Source organism: Pseudomonas sp. NPDC086278 (genome assembly GCF_050280905.1).
In the GTDB taxonomy this organism is placed as follows: Bacteria; Pseudomonadota; Gammaproteobacteria; order Pseudomonadales; family Pseudomonadaceae; genus Aquipseudomonas.
Genome location: NZ_JBNNWE010000033.1, coordinates 1 through 18,219 on the forward strand (window position 1 = coordinate 1; position 18,219 = coordinate 18,219).

15 protein-coding genes are annotated in these 18,219 nt (G+C 60.0%); 6 read left to right on the top strand and 9 right to left on the bottom strand.

All coding sequences use genetic code 11. The annotated features are described in order from the left end of the window. Positions 1-272, bottom strand: a 272-nt coding sequence (locus tag ACQKP4_RS12735; RefSeq protein ID WP_427633580.1) for a GntR family transcriptional regulator, incomplete at its 3' end; no start/stop codon positions are given. A 205-nt stretch (positions 273-477) separates the two neighbouring features. On the opposite strand from ACQKP4_RS12735, the gene ACQKP4_RS12740 reads away from it, so the two are divergent. The 3 genes from ACQKP4_RS12740 (at position 478) to ACQKP4_RS12750 (ending at position 2,624) form a co-directional block, all read left to right on the top strand. Next, the gene (locus tag ACQKP4_RS12740) at positions 478-918 is read left to right on the top strand and encodes a carboxymuconolactone decarboxylase family protein (RefSeq protein ID WP_427633582.1); all 441 of its coding nucleotides are present in this window, start codon (positions 478-480) and stop codon (positions 916-918) included. Between the two features lie 86 nt (positions 919-1,004). Next, positions 1,005-1,925, top strand: a complete 921-nt coding sequence (locus tag ACQKP4_RS12745; RefSeq protein WP_427633584.1) for a LysR substrate-binding domain-containing protein — start codon at positions 1,005-1,007, stop codon at positions 1,923-1,925. Positions 1,926-2,102: 177 nt separating this feature from the next. After that, complete coding sequence (locus ACQKP4_RS12750; protein ID WP_427633586.1) at positions 2,103-2,624, top strand: GNAT family N-acetyltransferase; 522 nt, start codon at positions 2,103-2,105, stop codon at positions 2,622-2,624. A 1-nt stretch (position 2,625) separates the two neighbouring features. On the opposite strand, the gene ACQKP4_RS12755 is transcribed toward ACQKP4_RS12750, so the two are convergent. The 3 genes from ACQKP4_RS12755 to ACQKP4_RS12765 form a co-directional block, all read right to left on the bottom strand. Continuing rightward, positions 2,626-3,318 (bottom strand): aspartate/glutamate racemase family protein, encoded by a 693-nt coding sequence (locus ACQKP4_RS12755; RefSeq protein WP_427633588.1) that lies wholly within the window; start codon positions 3,316-3,318, stop codon positions 2,626-2,628. Positions 3,319-3,429: 111 nt separating this feature from the next. Then, a complete protein-coding gene (locus tag ACQKP4_RS12760; RefSeq protein WP_427633590.1) occupies positions 3,430-4,362 on the bottom strand; it encodes a halovibrin HvnC in 933 nt (310 codons plus the stop codon). 79 nt (positions 4,363-4,441) lie between these two features. Beyond that, positions 4,442-5,836, bottom strand: a complete 1,395-nt coding sequence (locus ACQKP4_RS12765; protein ID WP_427633592.1) for a hypothetical protein — start codon at positions 5,834-5,836, stop codon at positions 4,442-4,444. Positions 5,837-6,083: 247 nt separating this feature from the next. Between ACQKP4_RS12765 and ACQKP4_RS12770 the strand changes: the two genes are divergently transcribed. The 3 genes from ACQKP4_RS12770 (at position 6,084) to ACQKP4_RS12780 (ending at position 8,557) form a co-directional block, all read left to right on the top strand. After that, positions 6,084-6,578: a hypothetical protein gene (locus tag ACQKP4_RS12770; protein ID WP_427633594.1), complete on the top strand. Its 495-nt coding sequence runs from the start codon at positions 6,084-6,086 to the stop codon at positions 6,576-6,578. 127 nt (positions 6,579-6,705) lie between these two features. Continuing rightward, positions 6,706-7,515 (top strand): DUF6694 family lipoprotein, encoded by an 810-nt coding sequence (locus tag ACQKP4_RS12775; RefSeq protein WP_427633596.1) that lies wholly within the window; start codon positions 6,706-6,708, stop codon positions 7,513-7,515. A gap of 73 nt (positions 7,516-7,588) precedes the next feature. After that, the gene (locus ACQKP4_RS12780; protein WP_427633598.1) at positions 7,589-8,557 is read left to right on the top strand and encodes a hypothetical protein; all 969 of its coding nucleotides are present in this window, start codon (positions 7,589-7,591) and stop codon (positions 8,555-8,557) included. A 230-nt stretch (positions 8,558-8,787) separates the two neighbouring features. Here ACQKP4_RS12780 and ACQKP4_RS12785 read toward each other — a convergent pair whose 3' ends face one another. The 5 genes from ACQKP4_RS12785 to ACQKP4_RS12805 all read right to left on the bottom strand — a co-directional run bounded on the left by ACQKP4_RS12785 (position 8,788) and on the right by ACQKP4_RS12805 (position 18,162). Then, positions 8,788-11,151 (bottom strand): tetratricopeptide repeat protein, encoded by a 2,364-nt coding sequence (locus ACQKP4_RS12785; RefSeq protein WP_427633599.1) that lies wholly within the window; start codon positions 11,149-11,151, stop codon positions 8,788-8,790. A gap of 243 nt (positions 11,152-11,394) precedes the next feature. Next, positions 11,395-12,372: a DUF3829 domain-containing protein gene (locus tag ACQKP4_RS12790; RefSeq protein ID WP_427633601.1), complete on the bottom strand. Its 978-nt coding sequence runs from the start codon at positions 12,370-12,372 to the stop codon at positions 11,395-11,397. Beyond that, positions 12,369-13,739: a J domain-containing protein gene (locus ACQKP4_RS12795; protein WP_427633602.1), complete on the bottom strand. Its 1,371-nt coding sequence runs from the start codon at positions 13,737-13,739 to the stop codon at positions 12,369-12,371. The genes ACQKP4_RS12790 and ACQKP4_RS12795 overlap by 4 nt, the downstream gene beginning before the upstream one ends. 117 nt (positions 13,740-13,856) lie before the next feature. Beyond that, positions 13,857-16,376 carry a fused MFS/spermidine synthase gene (locus tag ACQKP4_RS12800; protein WP_427633604.1) on the bottom strand — a complete coding sequence of 840 codons (2,520 nt, stop codon included), beginning with the start codon at positions 16,374-16,376 and terminating at the stop codon, positions 13,857-13,859. A gap of 196 nt (positions 16,377-16,572) precedes the next feature. Next, positions 16,573-18,162, bottom strand: coding sequence for an arylsulfatase (locus ACQKP4_RS12805; RefSeq protein WP_427633606.1), 1,590 nt, complete (start codon positions 18,160-18,162; stop codon positions 16,573-16,575). Between the last annotated feature and the right edge of the window lie 57 nt (positions 18,163-18,219).

The following is an 18,219-nucleotide window of genomic DNA, read 5'->3' on the forward strand; positions in this document are numbered from 1 at the left end:
TGTGAATGGCTTTGCTTGGGCAGGCCTTTGGCCGCCCGCGCATTGACGTACGTGCCTTTGCCGATCACCCCGGTGAGAAAGTTTTCGTAAGTCAGCTGCGCGTAGGTATCGGAAATGGTCTTGCGCGAGATGCCCAACTGCTCGGCCAGCAAGCGACTGGGCGGCAACTGCGTGCCCGCCGCCAGTCGACCGGATTCGATGGCGCTGCGCAGTTGGCTGTACAGCTGGCCTGTCAGGTCCTTGCGTCCGTTAATGACAACGTGAAGTTCCATACCGACGGGGCTCCTGCGGGGGTTGAGGCGCGTGTGCGTCGCGCCAGATTACCCGCATGCGCTGCGGCGCAGAAGTTGCGCAGGCAAAAAACAGCAAATTGGCCTGATCGCCGATGGTCCACGGGTTTTTCGTCGAATTGGCTCTGTAACGTCAGCGCTTCACCGCCTAACGTAGAGGTCACTGTCCGATCCCTGAGGTCGCAACATGAGTTCCCGCCTGGATTACTACAACGCGTCGCCCAAAGCGATGAAAGCGATGATTGCCATGGAAGCCCTGACCAGCAACCTCAGCATCGAGCCGGCGTTGTTGCACTTGATCAAGATCCGCGCCTCGCAGCTCAATGGCTGCGCGTTCTGCACCGACATGCATTCGGTGGATGCCCGGCGCCTCGGCGAGACCGACCGGCGCCTGTATTCAATTGTGGTGTGGCGTGACAGCGGCTTCTTCAACCCGCGCGAACGGGCTGCGCTGGCCTGGGCCGAAGCGGTGACGCTGCTCTCCGAAAACCAGGTGCCGGACGATGTCTTTGCGTTGGCGCGGGAGCAATTCAGCGAAGAGGAACTGGTCGACCTGACGGTGGCCGTGACCACCATCAATAGCTGGAATCGCCTGGCCGTGAGTTTTCGGCAGTCGCCCAGTGGCTGAATCGATTTTCCTGGCCGCGTGTCACGGCAGGTTCATAAACGCTGCGCAGGATGAGGTTTTCAAGGATAGATCGACAAGGAGTCTTGATGTCATTCACACCAGCCACTTGCGCCGCCGGCCTCGATCCGGTGCTGGCGCAGTCCTTTCGGGTCAGCGCCCGTTGCGGCTGCTTCATGCAGGCTGCGCGCAGCCTCAATATCAAATCCACGCAATTGCGCAAACACCTTGCACAGCTGGAAGCGCAGTTGCAGTGCTCCCTGTTCAACCATCAGGACAATGGCCTGGCCCTCAGTCGCGAAGGGTTGGCGCTTCAAGCGCAACTGATCTCCCTGGCCCATGAGCACGACGTCCCGGTGATTGAACAACCACTGATTCGTCTGGCGGTCGCCGAGTCGATCCTGCACGACATCCTCGGCCGCGACCTGGTCGCGTTATTGCGACGCAACGCCAGCGTGCGCCTGGACATCATCACCCTTGACAGCGAGTTGTCGCTGCAAGCGGTCAGTGCGGACGTGGTGCTGTGGCTGGCGGACACCGAATCGCCTCCGCCGGGGCCGAGTTTTGCGGTCAGTGCGCCGCAACGGCTGGCGCGACTGGAGTATTTTCCGCACATTGCCAAACGCTATTCACGGGTCGCGGCACGACCGGACAGCCTTGATGATCTGGCCGATTTCATGCTCGTGCAGTGGCAGCACGATCGTCAGGTCGAGAGTTTTCGGCCGTGGAACAGCGTGGTGGATCAGCGTCTGGCCGGCGTAGTGCAGTTGCATTCCTATGAACTGATGCTGGAAATGATCCGTTGCAGCGGCTGCATTGGCTTGTTGCCGCACTATATGAGCCAGTTCGATCGGGGGTTGATTGCGCTGCCGGGAATGTTCGAACAGCCGATGCAGCGTCAGGTCTGGATGGCGGTGAATGCCGAAACTCAAGGGCAGGTCGACGTGCAGATGATTGTCGAGTTGATCCACAACACCTTCAACGAGCGCCGGGAGTGGTTCGAAGGCTGACCACGAGCAAAAAATGTGTGGGGCTTGCTCGCGAAGGCGTTGTTACATTCAACATAGATGGTGACTGACACGACGCCTTCGCGAGCAAGCCCGCTCCCACAGGGAGGGGAGTATCGCCGTACAGGGAGATTGCGTTGTAGAGTACGCAGCCATGTCTGCATCAAGGATGAGTCACCCATGCCCGCCAACGAACCGGTCATCACCCTCGAACGTTTCAACGAGTCCCACATCGAGGGCATCACCGCGCTCTATAACGAGCCGGCCGTTACCCGTCAGGTGCTGCAAATGCCGTTTCAATCCACCGAGGTCTGGCGCAAGCGCCTGGCCTGCGACGACGAACGCTCAGTGAAATTGATGGCAATGCACCAAGGCGCGGTGATCGGCAGCATCGGCCTGGAGCAGTTTTCGCGGATACGCCGCAGTCATGCCGGCAGTTTTGGCATGGGCGTCGCCACTGCATGGCAAGGAAAAGGTGTGGGCTCGATGCTATTGGCGGCGGCGCTGGACATCGCCGACAACTGGATGAACCTGCACCGGGTCGAGCTGTCGGTGTACGCCGACAACGAGGCGGCCATCGGTCTGTACCGCAAGTTCGGTTTCGAGACCGAAGGCCTGTTCCGTGGTTACGCCGTGCGCGACGGCGTATTCGTCGACACCTTGAGCATGGCGCGTCTGCGCCGAACGCCCAGGGTCGGCTGAGCTAGTCGCCCAGCGCGAACGCCACCGCCGCCTGCGCATGCAGTTCGGTGGTGTCGAGCAAGGGCAGGGCGCTGTGCTCGGGTTTGATCAGCATGCCGATTTCCGTGCAGCCGAGGATAATCGCCTGGGCTCCACGGCGGGTCAGCGATTCGATGACCTGCTGATACGTCTTGCGTGACGCTTCGCTGATCACCCCGACGCACAACTCGTCGTAAATAATCCGGTGCACGGCCTGACGTTCAGCGGCTTCTGGCACCAGCACCGTCAAACCCATCGCGCTCAAGCGGTCCTTGAGGAAGTCCTGTTCCATGGTGAACGCGGTCCCGAGCAAACCGACCTTCAGCGCAGCGGCATCGACGGCGGCCTGTCCGGTTGGGTCAGCAATGTGCAAAAACGGAATATTGATCGCGGCCTGAATCTGCCCGGCCACTTTGTGCATGGTGTTGGTACACAGCACCACGCACTCGGCGCCGCCAGCTTCCAGCCGCCGCGCCGCATCCACCAGAATTGCCGCCGCGTCGTCCCAGCGCCCGGCATGCTGAGCCTGCTCGACCGGCCCGAAGTCGACGCTGTACATCAATAGTTTCGCCGAGCGCAAAGGCCCGAGCCGGTCGCGAACCTGTTGGTTGATGAGGCGATAATATTCGGCGCTGGACTCCCAGCTCATGCCGCCGATAAGGCCGATGGTGCGCATCATGCTCTCCTGTCATATGAGTCACCGGAGTGTCCTTTGTTTGGGGTAGAGGACGCCAGTGGCTTATCCGGTTTGATGCGCTTGATCTTGGAAACAGTGGTTGGAGAAGAGTCATTGGCTCACTACCTGATCTGCGGCAACGTAGCTGAAACTGGCTGACTCGGAAGCACTGGCGGCAGGCGTCAGGCGGATGATCGGCACGACAATCTTTGGATTGGTGGAATTGTAGAAATCTCGCTGGTTATATTGCGCGTCGGCCAACCCCTGGTTTGAACCGCCAGCAACGAAAAAGAACGCCATGATCGGAAGAGTATTGGCGCGACCGGCAGGCCAGGTTTTCACAATTATTTCGTTGTGTTCGTTGAAGCCAGTGGTCCCGAGCAAGGATTTCGCCAGCAATGACTGATAGAAAGCAGGTCCTGCCAACGTATTGCGCTTGTCTTCCACGTCAAAACCACATTGGCGCAGGTTGCGGTTGCCGCCGGGTATGTTCCATACGGCCACCGCCTGGGCGGCAGTGGTGACTCCGGCATCTTGGCAGCGTTTGCTTTGCTCAGGGTAAAGAGGTGAGGGGCCGCAAACTTCTGTCTCGCTGCGATGCCAGCCCCATGCGTCCATCGGGTATGAACACAGGTATTGCAATTGATCCTTGCCGGCGGGTTGTTCGAGGAAGGGATAAAGGATGTAGCCATTTCCATAACCCCATGCGAGACGCCCGAAGTTCGCGTCTTTCCTGAGGTATGAAAACGAAATACCACCGCTTTTCGTCGAGGTGGGGCTCGGGTCCCAGACTTTATACTGGCCCGCCGGGTCCCTTACGGTGACCCTGAATGTCACTCCAGAACAGAGAAAGCCCGGTTGCGAATCCACCTTGTTGCAGTTTGGAAATTGGCGGTTATAAAGGGTCGTTAGTTGAGTTGCAATATGTTGCCCATTCACCGCGCTGGACTGAGTTGTGACGTCGCTATCATGGGTGGAATAAGAGCCGACCTGGCTGCAACCCGCCATGATTGCCATTAAAAAAAACACAATTGTTTTACGCATGATTAAACACCTGTTGAGTGAGCAGGACAGTGTTTGGCGCGCTAAGACAGGTAAATTGGATGAGGACTTACGTAGCTCGTTACAGAACGACTCTTAAACACCATGAAAAAATAATCGGCTCACTGCTGCCTGTTTTTTTCAAGGTGTAGTTGAACAGCACTGGGCGTCCTTTGTTTTCGGTCAGCCACGCTTGCGGAACGGCTATGTTGGTGTAGTTCGGTTGAGTAATCGGTATTTCATTGCTGTAGCGAGTCACCACTCCGAACAGTGCCAGTCGCACCTCATAGTTGCCGTCAAGTGCGGGGTAATAGGTCCTCGCGTTAAGTTTGTCAGTAGATAAAGTGGGCTCCGGGAGTGAGTGTTTTTGTCCGGTGATCGTAATGTCCAGTGTTTTTGAAGGCAGGTCCTGGGTGGTGTTTTGCAGTCTGACGGTGTAATAAATTTCCGCGCCGCTGCCAATCGTGTCCACGACTTCCAGGCGTGGAATATTAAAATTCAATGTTTGTCCTGCCTGCCGGACTGTTTGAATTTCGCTTCCGTAAGTGTTGTTGCGACCCAGCCAATATACTTTGACCGTATGTCCAGGATAGGAACCCTGGTAAGCCACCTGGACCGTGGCAAATGGCGCTTCGTAAAAATCTTTCACGAAGTTCAGGCGTGTTCCGCCCAACTCTTTTGCTTCAAGCACTTTGGGTTTCAAGAGGTCAATCGGCACCGGCTTGTCTTTGAGATGGACGTCGACCTCGACGGTCGCAGAGGTTCCGGATTGATTACCAAGTTGATCATGGATGCGGAACTGGAAGGGGGTACGCGGGTTATCGCCAATCTGTTCGAACAGCGGAGTAAAGACCGTTTTTGTCACCGCTGGGCTGCCTGGAGCCGCTTCAGCAGGGGTAACTTTATGCTCAACGCTCGCCGCGCCGACGCTCAACTGCAGTTGGTCATGAGCGCGTCGGTTGGAATAGCCCAGTCCGACGACGACGCCACGGGCTGCCTGGTCTCTGTCCACGCCCTTCGTCAGCACATCGGATGAAAGCTGAACTTTGTGCGCTGAATGTCCGGGTGCTCCCGGTGCCAGAGTATGGAAGAGCACCGCCAGTTTCAGCGACTCTGTGGGTGTCGTCTGACCGGGTCTCAACACTCGGTAGAAAATCTCGTTAATACCGTCCCTGAGCGTGCCTTTGGGTAGGTACAGCCGCACACGATCGTTTTCTTCTCCCGGGCCAATGGTTTTGCCCGTTACCGCCGTTACCCGGTCGTTGACGAACAGATCAACCCGATCGTTGACTGCCAGGGCAACAGACCGGGATGTTCCACGGCCCCAAGGGTCAATCAGGCATAACAGTCCCTCAGGAAAATCATCAAAGAGCGCCAGCGGTATGCCGCCATCAGGTTTGGCATCATGAATGACGGGGGTCTTCAGCCCCGGAATTATCACCGGATAAAGGACTCTGGTAGTGCGGTCATTGCCCACGGTCTGCCTCCCTAGCGTGTTTCTCACATCACTAATCAGTGGATGGTGAGCGTATGAGACACCTCACCAAGCACCCTGGCTACTGTCAGATTTGACAGGTAAAACCATCAATGCCGGAGTAATCGATACCGTCTGTCGTAATTTCCGGCACCGCGCGCCCATCGGTCACGGTATTAAATGAACGGGCCGTCAGCCAATCTGCCATGCTCGAAGTCCGCAGCACTGCTTCAACCAAAGGAACACCGCAATGGACGACGTACAGCAATTGGGCGAGATGCTTCGCCACTACGCAGAAAGCGAAGCGCACAAGAAGCAAATGTTTGAGTCGCAATCGGCCGTGTGGGCGACGCGTATTGGCGAACTGTTCGATCAGATCCAGCGGTGGCTGGAACCGGTCCAGTCGCCGAGCCTGCTGGATGTCAGCCGCGAAGCGTACGTCGCTTTCGGGCCGAGTGTTGCGGTCGAGACATCGACCTTCAAGACCGAGAAGCTGACGGTGGTGATCGCCGGTAAACCGGTGGAGTTCGTGCCGGACGTGATGGGCGCGGGCGGTCAGATCTCGCTGGCCGTAATGGGGTTGACGGCCGCGCGCTATGGCAGCGTTTCGCTGGTGTGTCTGCCGCCGTCGAATAGCTGGCAATGGCGCAAGACCAATGGCTTGAAAGACCCGGACACCTTCGCGTTTGACGCCAACTTCCTCGCGTTGCAGTTGCAGAGTCTGATCCCGCGCGAGCGTGGCTGAACCTGCTGGCCTGAGGCATGACCTTGTGGGATCGGTGCTTCGTCAGTCCCGTTGCCTGATGCAAGTTTATTTGGGTCGGTGATGGCATTTTGGTAGAGTCCGCGCATTCTCAAAAAGGAGTCGGGTTATGCGCAGGATGTTCGCGGTGGGTGTGGTGACGTTGATGTTGGCAGGTTGCGGTGGGCCGAAACTGGATGGCAGCAGCGACGAAAGCCTCACGGCATCCCTGGATAAAGTCACGGCGGACCTGCCCCAGGACAAGAAAGCCCAACTGCTTGAAGACTTGAAACTCATCACCTTCAGCAACATCGGCGAGGCCCTGACGGGGCAAATCTCGGCCGAGCAGGCCAAAAACAACGTGCGCACCACGCTCAATGGCAAAACAGCGGAAGACGTCGCCGTCATCGCCGCCAACCTGCGCACCGAGCGTGCCCTCAAGGAAAAACAGCAAGCCCTGGCCGAGATCAAGCAACTGCTGGATATCCAACAGGCGGCCGAAAACGCCAAGGTCGAGATGGCGAAGTTCCAGATTCTCAAGTCGGAATTTTATTTCACCGAGAAGAACAAGAACGTCGCCGCACCGCACGGGCAACCGGTGGTGGTCGCCAAGGTCAAGAACGGCACGACGTATTCCGTGGCCCGTGTCGGTTTCAAGGGCACCGTGGCCAGCCCGGGCCGCGCCACGCCGTGGTTCGTTGGCACGGTCGAGCTGCCGATTCCGGGTGGCATCGAGCCGGGCGAGTCGCCGACCTGGGAAATCACGCCGAATCAGTTCAGCGACTGGGGCAAGCTTGATGCGCCGGCAGAAGCGCTGTTCAGCCTCGAAATCATCAAACTGGTCGGCGCTGACGGCACCGTGCTGTTTGATGCCGGCGGCCTGACCCCGCAGCAAACCGAGCGCCTGCAAGCGCTGCAAAACAAATACGCTGCCAATTAATCAAGGAACGAACCGATGACCCGCGCCAGCGGGTTTTCGGCTGCATGGACGAAATCGGGAAAGGAGTCGGGTTGTGGGTGTAGGCAAAAAGATTTTAGGGTTGATCGCGTTGTTGCTGATGCTGGCCCTGTGGGGCAGTTACGTTTATCTGTTCCAGGAAAATCGCGACGGGCGGCTTGGCGGCACGTTCGACAGCACCGCGTGGTGCGGCACGCCACCGGCCAGCGATGGCGCGGTGCTGGGCAAGGATCGATTGATGCTGCGCGTCACCAATAACGTGCGCGGCGAGTTCATGCTGGCCGGCGCGGTCATAGTGTCCGAGCGGACTTTTGATCGTTACGACCTGGGCCGCAATGAATTGCGCCTGCGCCTGGAGCCCTTGCAATGGTCCGCCGGTGCCACGCCGATTGTTCTCGAACAAGTCAAAATCAAGCCGCTGAGCCGCAACCTGTCGTCGCTCAACAAAAGCGCCTACGCGGAACTTGAGCCGCGCGCCATCAGCGTGCAGGGCAGGGCGACGGACTTCCCGTTCGACACCTACCGCTACGGCTACAAACCGGTGCTGTATTACCTCAAGGGCAATGACCGCATCGATCTGAAGTTCAGGCACATCACCACCAGCATGGAGATGTCGAACACCTTTACCCCGATCCAGAAATACACCCCGGCCGAGTACATCGGCACCAAGAACTCGATGGTGCGTGAGGAAGATTACAAGCCGTATGCCGCCAACGAATGCGCGTTCAGCATCGAGCGCAAGGGGTCGTTCAAGGTGATCGTGCTGCTGTTGTTGCTGGTGATCTGCCTGCCGTTGCTGCACGTGTTTTACCGCGACGAACCGGGCATCGATTTTCTGGCGACCCTGGTGGGCGTCGGGGCGATTCGAGTGTTGCTGGTGGGACCGATGCAGGATTTCGAGCTGTACAAGATCGACTTTCTGTTTGCCGCGGCGATTCTGCTGGTGGGCACGGTGTCGTTGATCAAGGCGATGCGGGCCAACAGCCGGCGTGAGTTGGCGTTGAAGAGTGGGTCGTCCTGGTGATTCATCCTTGAGACCGCGTCGACGCCTTCGCGGGCAAGCCGCGCTCCCACAGGTTATTCGCGATCCTTGAGACCGCGCTGATGCCTTCGCGGGCAAGCCCGCTCCCACAGGTTATTCGCGATCCTTGAGACTGCGCTGAGGCTTTCGCGGGCAAGCCCGCTCCCACAAGGATTGCGAATAACCTGTGGGAGCGTGGCTTGCCCGCGAAGGGGCTTCGGATCAGCCCTCGGTCATTTCAACGCCGGATCGCCCATGTTCATTTTCTTCCAGCCCTGCAACAGCACCTGCGCTTTGGGTTCCTGGCCGTTGTCGAGGTAATACTGGATCAGCGACAACCGCGCATTGCGGTTCGCCGGTTGCATTTTCAGCAGGCGTTCCAGCTCTGCGCAGGCTTCGTCGATTTTGCCGCTGTCGTGCAACGCCACCGCGTACACATAACCGTATTGGGCGTTCGCCGGCTCCAGTTGCGCTGCTTTGCGCAGCACCGGCATGGCCTGGTCCGCCTTGCCGGCACGGATCAGCGACAAGCCTTGAGTGTGCTGCAACAGCGCCGCGTCGGGATGCTCTTTCAGGCTTTGCGCCAACAGGGTCTGCGCTTCCTGACCGCGTCCGTTCGCTTCCAGCCATTGCACCAGCGTCACCAGTGCCGGGTAAAAGTCCGGGTCGCGTTTGAGGGCGGTACGCAGTTGCGCTTCGACTTCGTCGGCGCGACCGCTGGCCTGATACAGCATCGCCAGATTGAGGTTGGCTTCAGCGCGTTCCAGCAGGCTTTTCTGTACGGCCTCGTACTCGCCGATGGCCGATTGCCAATTAGCCTGGGCGCTGCCCAGACCGTTGCGGGCGACGCTGAGCAGATCCCGCGCCGCGACAATCCGCACCGCCCTCACCGGATCGCCCAGCAACGGCGTCAACAGCGGCGCACGTTCCGCTGGCGGCAGGAACGCACTGATCGCCCGCACCGCACTTTCACGCACTTGCGGCGCCGGGTTGCTCAGGTCTTTGGTCGCCAGTTTCAGCGCTTGCTCGCTCGGGTACAGCGGCAATTCACTGAGCAGCGTCGCCCGCTGAATCGCCGGCAAGTTGCTGCGCTGCAATTGCTCGTACAAGGCTTGCGCGGCACCGGGCTGACCGTTGCGAATCAGCCACAGGCTTTCGTCGTAACGGGGCGCGGCTTGCAGCGGCGAGGCGTTGCTCCACAGTTTGAATTGCTCGGTGACCTTGTCGCCGGCCTTGCCCTGGTGACAGGTCAGGCAGGCGTCCGGCGTGCCAAGTTTTTTCGCCCGCTCCGGGTTGGGAATGCTGAAGCTGTGGTCATGGCGGAAGTCGTTGCCCATGTAGAACTTGCCGGGCATGTGGCAATCCACGCATTGCGAACCGGGCTGGCCCATGGTGTGGCGGGTGTGTTCGATGGAATCGTAGTTCTTCGCTTGCAAGCCTTTACCGTCGACCCCTGCCACCGAGGTTTTGCCGGCAGTGTTGTGGCATTGCAGGCATACGCCGTTGCCCGGCGCCTTGAGTTCGGTGCTGTGGGGGTTGTGACAGTTGCTGCAGCGCACGCCCTTGTCGAACATTTTGCTTTGGGCGAAGGAGCCGTGTTCGAACACTTCATCCTTGATCTTGCCGTCCAGCGCATACAACTCGCGGGTCAGGGTGCTTGGCAGATAGTCGTCCATCAAGCGCTTGCCGACGGTGTAGCCGTCGTCCAGCGGCGCACGGCGCGAGTGGCAGCGGGCACAGGTTTCAATTTCGACAGTGGCGTTTTTATCCTTGAGGTCGACCGCAAAACCGGCGTGAATCAAGTCGACTTTTTTTGCTGTCCATTCCAGGTGATTGGAGGCCGGACCGTGGCAGGCCTGACAGCCGACGCCGAGGCTGTTCCAGTGGCTGTCGAAAGTGTTTTTTTGCGCATCGAAATTGCGTTTGTAGCCTGTGGTGTGGCACTCGACGCACATGAAGTTGGCGTTCTGGCTCGGCTTGCTCCAGTGCAGCGGATTCTTGAAGTTCACGCCCTGGCCGGGGTAGAGGTGAAACCAGCGGCCCTTCTCGGTGTCCCAGGCTACGCCCAGCGCTTGCAGCCGACCATCACCGACTTCGATCAGGTATTGCTGCAACGGCGCGATGCCGAAGGTGTAGGCGACTTTGAAGTCGGCATTCTTTCCGTCGAGGCCGGGGGTGTTGACCCAGAAACCGTCGTCCTTGCGCGAGAAACGGGTGGTTTCGTTTTCCGCTTTGAAGGTGACGTTATTGAAGTCGCCGAGCATGGTCTCAGCCGTGGCTTGCTGCATCGCCAATTGGTGATGGGAGCCTTTCCAGTCCTTGACCTGCTCGCTGTGGCAGCCTTGGCATTGTTGCTCATCGACCATCGTTGCCGGCGCCTGGGCGACCGGTTGCGGTTTGGCCGGTTGCACTGTTGGTGTGCTGACGGGCGTCGGCGCCGGTTTGAGCGGCGCCGGTGCGCTGCTGAACAGAAACCAGCCGATGCCCGCCACGGCCAGGAGCAATACGGTGATCGTGACGGAAAACAGGTAGCGATGAATCAGGTTCGGGGACGCATCAGGGTTGGGGTTTGCTGCTTTATTTTTATCTTTTGGCATTGCGACTTCCGTGGTCGAGGTGCGTTTGCCATCAGGCGCGCGTTCAAGCTCGATGCAGCTTTAACGGATGCTCGGCGTCTGTCAATTCACGGTTGTGAGCCAACCGGCATCGATAGATGAATTTTGTACGTTCGGCTACCAATAGGCTGGCCTCTTCGCGAGCAAGCCCGCTCCCACATTAGACCGAGATCAATTGTGGGAGCGGGCTTGCTCGCGAAGGCGGCCTGGCCGGCGCTACACCTCTCAATATTCAGCACGCGCCAGCCGGTTGTAATGGTTGAGCACCGAGTCATAACCCCGCGTCACCGCATAAAAATCAGCACTCAAGCGCTGCGGTTCAGCCTTGTTCTGCCAATCCCTGTGCAGCCTGTTCAAGGCATCGAGATACCGTTGCGACGGCTCGTCAATCTGCCACCAGAGTTCGCGCGGCAGTTTGTTGCGTTCCGGTTCGGGAAATTGCACGTGAATGAATGGCTGCCTTGCGTCCCACGCCCGTTGCAGGTCGGCCGTGGTTTTCGCCAGTGCCTGCGGCGTCAGGCTGGCGGTTTTTACCCCCTCGCTGATCAGGTTCAGTGTGTCCCTGGCCTGGATCATGTAAGCCAGCAGGGTCCAATGAATGTCCTTGCCCAGACGCGCTTCGATCAACTTGAGCTGAGCCTGTCGCTGTTCGAGGTCCAGCGACTCGACGTGCTGTCTCAGTGCCGTGGAGGCCCGGAGATAGTCCTCAGTCCTGGGCTGAAACTGCGCGGCTGTATCTGCCGGCGATGCGTAGCTAGCCGATGAAAAACGTACTTTCTGATAAGCGCTGATATTCAGCGTCAGGGGCGTCACCTGTTCCAGGGCCTGCACGTAACGCTCAGCCATTTCTGCCAAGGGTTTGTCGTAGTCCAGGATATTGAGCTTTTCGCTGATTTTTGCCGAACAGACATCCTGTTGGTAAAAGGGCACGTCACTGAAATCACGTTTGTCGGCCATCCAGTCCCGGGCCGGTTCCGCGGATTTTTCCGGTGATTGATAGCGCTCATAAGCGATGCGCCATGGCACGTCGACCCGGTTGATGCAGTCGATCACCGGACTCAAGGCGTTGGCCTGCGCGGTGACGGGCGCGTCATGTCTGTCCAGCCACAAGTCGAACGTCGTCAGGGGTTTGCCGGAACCGACCAGCCCCAAAACCATCACCCCCCAAAATATCCCCACGGGGAACATCCACTGCTGACTCATCGCCCGGCCTCCTTGCCGTACCACTGCTCATGCGTGGCCGGTGCGCTGCACGCTGTGGCGCTGGCCGGCATGCGGCTGCAAAAGCGTTCGGTCCACTGTTGCAGGCCTTGATTGCGATTGACCGTGCCTTGGTTGGCGATCGCTTTGAACACGCCCAGCAGCGCGACCAATACCAGGACGCCCACGCCCATCAGGCAATATTTGAGTATTGGGCTGGAGGACGTTCGGGGTTTGCTCTGCCGCCGGCGTATCAGGCCGACCCCCAGCAAAGTAGCGACATAAATGGCGCTCGCCAGCGGGCCGTGGAAGTAACCGAGGCCGGCCGCCATGACGGCACAAGGCACCAGGTCTCGCAGCACTCCGAACGGTAAGTGGTCAGGGCTGAACCGGGGCAACACGCGCGCACTGAGTCGGTCGTCCAGCAGCCACCAACGATGGGCGAATTGATGCATCAGCCAGTTCACGACCCAGCCGCCCACTGCGAATATCACCGACCAGAACACCGCAAGACTGATCAGACTCCCCAGCCGGGCACCGTCGGGCGCAAATTGCACAAAACTGCTGACGAAGCAGGCCAGGACGATGCCCACATACATCGGCCAACTGTCATAGGCATGCTCCCATTCACGCCAGAAGAACGGCGTGCCGCCGGGCAGGCTGGCGCAGACATCGGGGTGGTTGGCGTACAGCGTCGAGCTCAATGTGCGGCACTGTGCCCAATCGTCTTCGCGCAGGCGCCGGGCCATGGCGCGGCGCTGGCTGAAGGTGGACGGCGCCAGTAACAGGCGGGCGGCGCGATGTTCCGGGGTGGCGGCGGGTTGCAGGGCCAGTTGTTGCTGCCGGGCGAGAAAAACCGGCGCGGCACGAAGCTCCGACAGGCGCTTTCGCTGCACCTGCAACTGCTTGATCAAGTCCTCGTCGAGCTCAAGCCGTTGCCGGTAAGTGAACCAGTGAAAGGTCTCAATCGCCCACTCGATCAGGTCATCGCAGGTGTCGGTGTACTCGACACAATGCTGCAACACCGCGTCTTCCATGACGTTGACCGCACCGTGTTCCACAGCAATTGCATAACGTTGCTCAAGCTCGCTGCGGCTGACCTGATGCAACGGACGAGTGACCACTTGCAGCGCGTCGACTTCTAGCACCGTCAGGCCAGTGAGATCCCACGACTCGTCAGCTTCGCAGGCGTCCTCGCGCGATTGCTCCCGGTCCTTGATGCGCAACGCTTGCTCGTAAGCCTCGCGCAGTCGCTGAAAACCCTCCGGGTCTTCGTCCGGGCGGGTCTGTTTGAGCAGGGCCGCGTACTGGCGTTTGATACGGCGCATGTCAGCGTCGGCCGGCAGGCCAAGGATGGTCCAGCAACTCATTGCGTGTGCAACTCCATGAAAACCTGCGAGGCGGCCCTTCCCTGAAGCCGGGAGGGTGATGGCCATTTGATTTTGCGCACCCTACCGGTTTCGCGTCGAAAAGTCCTCGGGTCTGCTTCAGTCGCCGACAAACCAGCGGTAATACGGATTGCCGCCGTCACCGCGCATCACTTCGCGGATGTCCCTGGCCCACGCATCGCGGTCACCGTCGTAAGCATGCAGGCTCGCCCGGTAGAACTGCATCAGGCGCTGTTGGTGAACGTTCATGCGCTCGATGAGCCCGGCGTCGGCATTCAGCAGCGGCGGTGGCTGGCGCAGGTCGAGGAGGGCGGGCAGCACGCGGCTGATTTCCTTGGCGCGAACCCACGGCGCGTATTCGATGCGCGGCTGATCGTCGGTCACCGGCAGTGCATCGGCGGCGAAACGTTCGAGCCCGGCGCGGTCCGTCACCCATGTCGCCAGCAGCGCGGCGGCCGAGCCGATGCCGACGTCCTGCAAGGTGCTGCGCACGCTTTCTTGCTGGAAGCGTTGGGTGATTTTCGCGGCATCCAGCTCAATCGGCTGCATCGAGCCCACCAGCAGCATTTCGTGGAACTCGCTGGTCCACAGCGTTGCGTAAGGGAACACATCGAGGAAGCTGCGCACCAGCGAGCGTGAATCGTCGATGTTCTGCGTCGGCAGCGGCAGCCACTGGGCGACCAGGCCATTGTGCTCAAGGCGACTGGCGGCCAGTTGATAGAAATCGCGCGAATACAGGTTGACCACGCCGGCAGCGGAGGGCGGTGGCGGTTCGAGGGTGATCAAGTCGTAAGTCTGCGGGCTGCGCAGCAGTTCCTGGCGGCCATCACGCAACCGGACTTCCACCGTCGGGTCGGCAGCGGCATTGAAATTGCCCTTGAACAGCGGCGCGGCCTTGACCACCGAGGGCAGCAATTCGGCAACGACGCGGTGCTCAAGCCCCGGATAGCGAGTCAACGCGCCCGCCGTGATGCCGGTGCCGAACCCGATGACCAGCGCCGAGCGCGGTTCGCCGGTGTGGATCAGCAGCGGCAACAGTGCCTGAATGCGCATGTACCGCAGCGACGGCATGGCGTCGCCGGTGTTTGACACGCCTTGAATGTACAACCGCTGGAAGGTTTTCTGGCCCTTGCCCTGTGTGACCACGGCGACGGTGCCGCCGCGTCCTTCTTCGTAGAACGCCAACGTGCCGTTGCGTGCGCCGGGCAGCAGACCGGCGAGTTTGTCGACCGGGGTCAACACCGCGACGAGCGCTGCGAGCATGCCAATGGCAATCACCGCCTGACGCCGGCCCTTCTTGACGTGATGCCCTTTGCGTACCGCGCAATAACCGACGCCGGCCGCAATGATCGCCAACAGTCCCAGCGTGCGCACTAACCCCAGCAGCGGGATCAGCAGGAACCCGCAAAGCATCACGCCGATGATCCCGCCGAGGGTGTTGAACGCGACCACCGCACCCACGTCTTTGCCGACGTGGTCCTGGCCGACGCTCAGGCGCAACGCCAGCGGAAACGCGGCGCCCAGCAACAGGGTCGGCACAAACACGATGCTCAGTGCCGCCACCGCAAAACGTGCGCTCATGCCCAGCAATTCGCTGCCGCCCATCGCCAGCGCGGCGATTTCGGCCCGGGATTGCAAAAACACCAGCCAGCGCTCGAGAAAGGCCACTTCCAGCAACGCGATCAGACCCGCGCCGGCAATCAGCAAACCGAATACGCCCCACGGATCGCGAAGGCGATCAACCCGACGGGCCAGCAACACGCTGCCGAGGAACAGGCCAGTGAGGTAAGTCGCCAGCACCACGGCAAACGCGTAAGTGCGCGTACTCATGAACTGCACGATGGATTGCGACCAGACCACTTCGTAACCCAGCGCCACGCCGCCGGCGATCGAGTACAGCCACAGCGCCAGGCGATCAGGCGCCTTGACGCCGGGGTGGTGCCTGGTCGGCGCTTCGACCGATTCCGGACGCTGGCGTTGAAACCACAGTGCACCGGCAGCCGCCAGCAAGTTCAGCATCGCCGCGGCCAGGGCGCTGCCGCGCACGCCGAGGGTGGCGATCAGCACGAACGCGGCAAGCAGGGTGCCGGCGATGGCGCCTGCGGTGTTCGCTGCATAGAGTTGGCCGCCAGCCTTGCCCAGGTGCTGCGGGTCGGCGGCCAACGAGCGTACCAGCACCGGCAGCGTACCGCCCATCAACAGCGCGGGAATGCCCACCAGCGCAAACGGCAACAGCCACGCGGCCACGCCGACGTGTTGCTCCAGCCAGGCGAACGGGCTGGCGGCAAGGCTCAGCGCAAACGTCGCGCCGACGCCCAGCACGGCCACCAGCACTTCCAGCCCCGCGTACAGCAACACCGGTCGCCGCAAGCGGTCCGCCCAGCGCCCAAACAGCAGACCGCCCAAGGCCAGCCCGGCAAAGAACGCGCTGATCCCGGTGGTGATCGCATACACCTCCACGCCGACCACCAGCGACAACTGTTTGATCCACAGCACCTGATACACCAGCGCGGCGGCGCCGGAGACGAACAACAACAGGGCGGGGATCAGCAGGGCCGGGGAGGCGGCGGGAGCGGCAGCGGGGATGGCCGACGACTTGCTGGCGACACGTGAGGACATTGCGGGTTGCCTTGTTTCAGTTCAATAAAGCCTGCGACCTTGCTGGCTGCATCGCGAGCAAGCTCGCTCCCACATGGAATCTGCGCGCCGGCACAAATTCCTCTGGGAGCGAGCCTGCTCGCGATGAAGTCGCTACGGTCTCAAGTCAAAAAAACAGGGCCGCTCGCCGGTCAGGGCGAGCGGCGGTCACGCGATCTTACTGTGCAGCCGGTGCCGCTTTCATTTTTTCTGCGATCTTCGCATCCACTGCAGCACGGATCTGGTCAATGCTGAAGCTGGCCGGTTTCTGGCTCGGCGGATACTCGACGAAGGTTTGCAGGAAGCCCGCTGCCTTTTGTACTGCTTGAGCAGCCAGGTAGACGTTTTTGGTTTGCCAATCGTAATACTGATCGGAAACCACGTCGGCGCGTTCGTACGGGTCCATCCTCAGGTTGAGGATTTTCGGTACGCGCAGGCACACGAACGGTTCGCTCCAGACTTTAAAGCCGCCAGGCTCGCGTTGTTCGCAGAACACGACTTTCCAGTTGTCGAAGCGCATCGACACCAGCACGCCGTCGTCGTTGAAGTAGTAGAACTCTTTACGCTCGCCTTTAGGCTGTTGGCCAGTCAGGTACGGCAGTTGGTTGTAGCCATCCAGGTGCACTTTGAAGTTGGTGCCACCAGCGGTCGGTGCCCAGCCTTTGAGCAGCTTGTCTTTCACGTCGGCGTCGCCCGCAGCGGCGAGCAGGGTCGGGAACCAGTCCATGCCCGAGAACATCTCGTTGGACACTTCACCGGCCTTGATCTTGCCCGGCCAGCGAATGATCGCCGGTACGCGGTAGGCGCCTTCCCAGTTGGAGTTCTTCTCGTTGCGGAACGGCGTGGTCGCCGCGTCCGGCCAGGAGAACTGGTTCGGGCCGTTGTCGGTGGTGTAGACCACGATGGTGTTGTCGGCGACTTTCAGGTCATCGATGGTTTTCAGCAGTTTGCCGACGTCGGCATCGTGCTCAAGCATGCCATCGGCATACTCGTTGCCGGGCATGCCGCTCTGGCCTTTCATCGAGTCGCGCACGTGAGTGAACACGTGCATGCGGGTGGTGTTCATCCAGACGAAGAATGGTTTGTCCGCCTTGACCTGTTTCTCGATAAACGCCTGTGCCGCTGCGGTGGTTTCGTCATCGATGGTTTCCATGCGCTTGGCGGTCAGCGCGCCGGTGTCTTCGATCTTGCCATCGGCGAAGCTGTGGATCACGCCACGCGGGGTGTTGGCCTTGACGAACTCGGCATCGTCTTTTGGCCAGTACGGACGCTCGGGTTCTTCTTCGGCGTTGAGGTGGTACAGGTTGCCGAAGAACTCGTCGAAACCGTGGTTGGTCGGCAGGTATTCATCCTTGTCACCCAAGTGGTTCTTGCCGAACTGACCGGTTGCGTAACCCTGGGACTTGAGCGCCTGGGCGATAGTGATGTCACGTTTTTGCAGGCCGACCGGGGCGCCCGGAATGCCGACTTTCGATAACCCGGTACGTAGCGGGGTCTGACCGGTGATGAACGACGAGCGTCCTGCCGTGCAGCTGTTCTCCGCGTAATAGTCGGTGAACATCATGCCTTCCTTGGCAATCCGGTCGATGTTCGGAGTCTTGTACCCGACCACGCCCATCGAGTAGGCGCTGATGTTGGTCTGGCCGATGTCGTCGCCGAAGATCACGAGAATGTTGGGTTTTTCGGCGGCTCCGGCCGTTGCCGAGATCGCCATGACCGAGGCTGCCACCAGGGCGAGTTTCGGTAGCCACTTGCGTATGCGAGTCATCTGACTTGCTCCTTTTGCTCACTACGTCGCTGATTGCGACAAACGTTTATTGCGGTC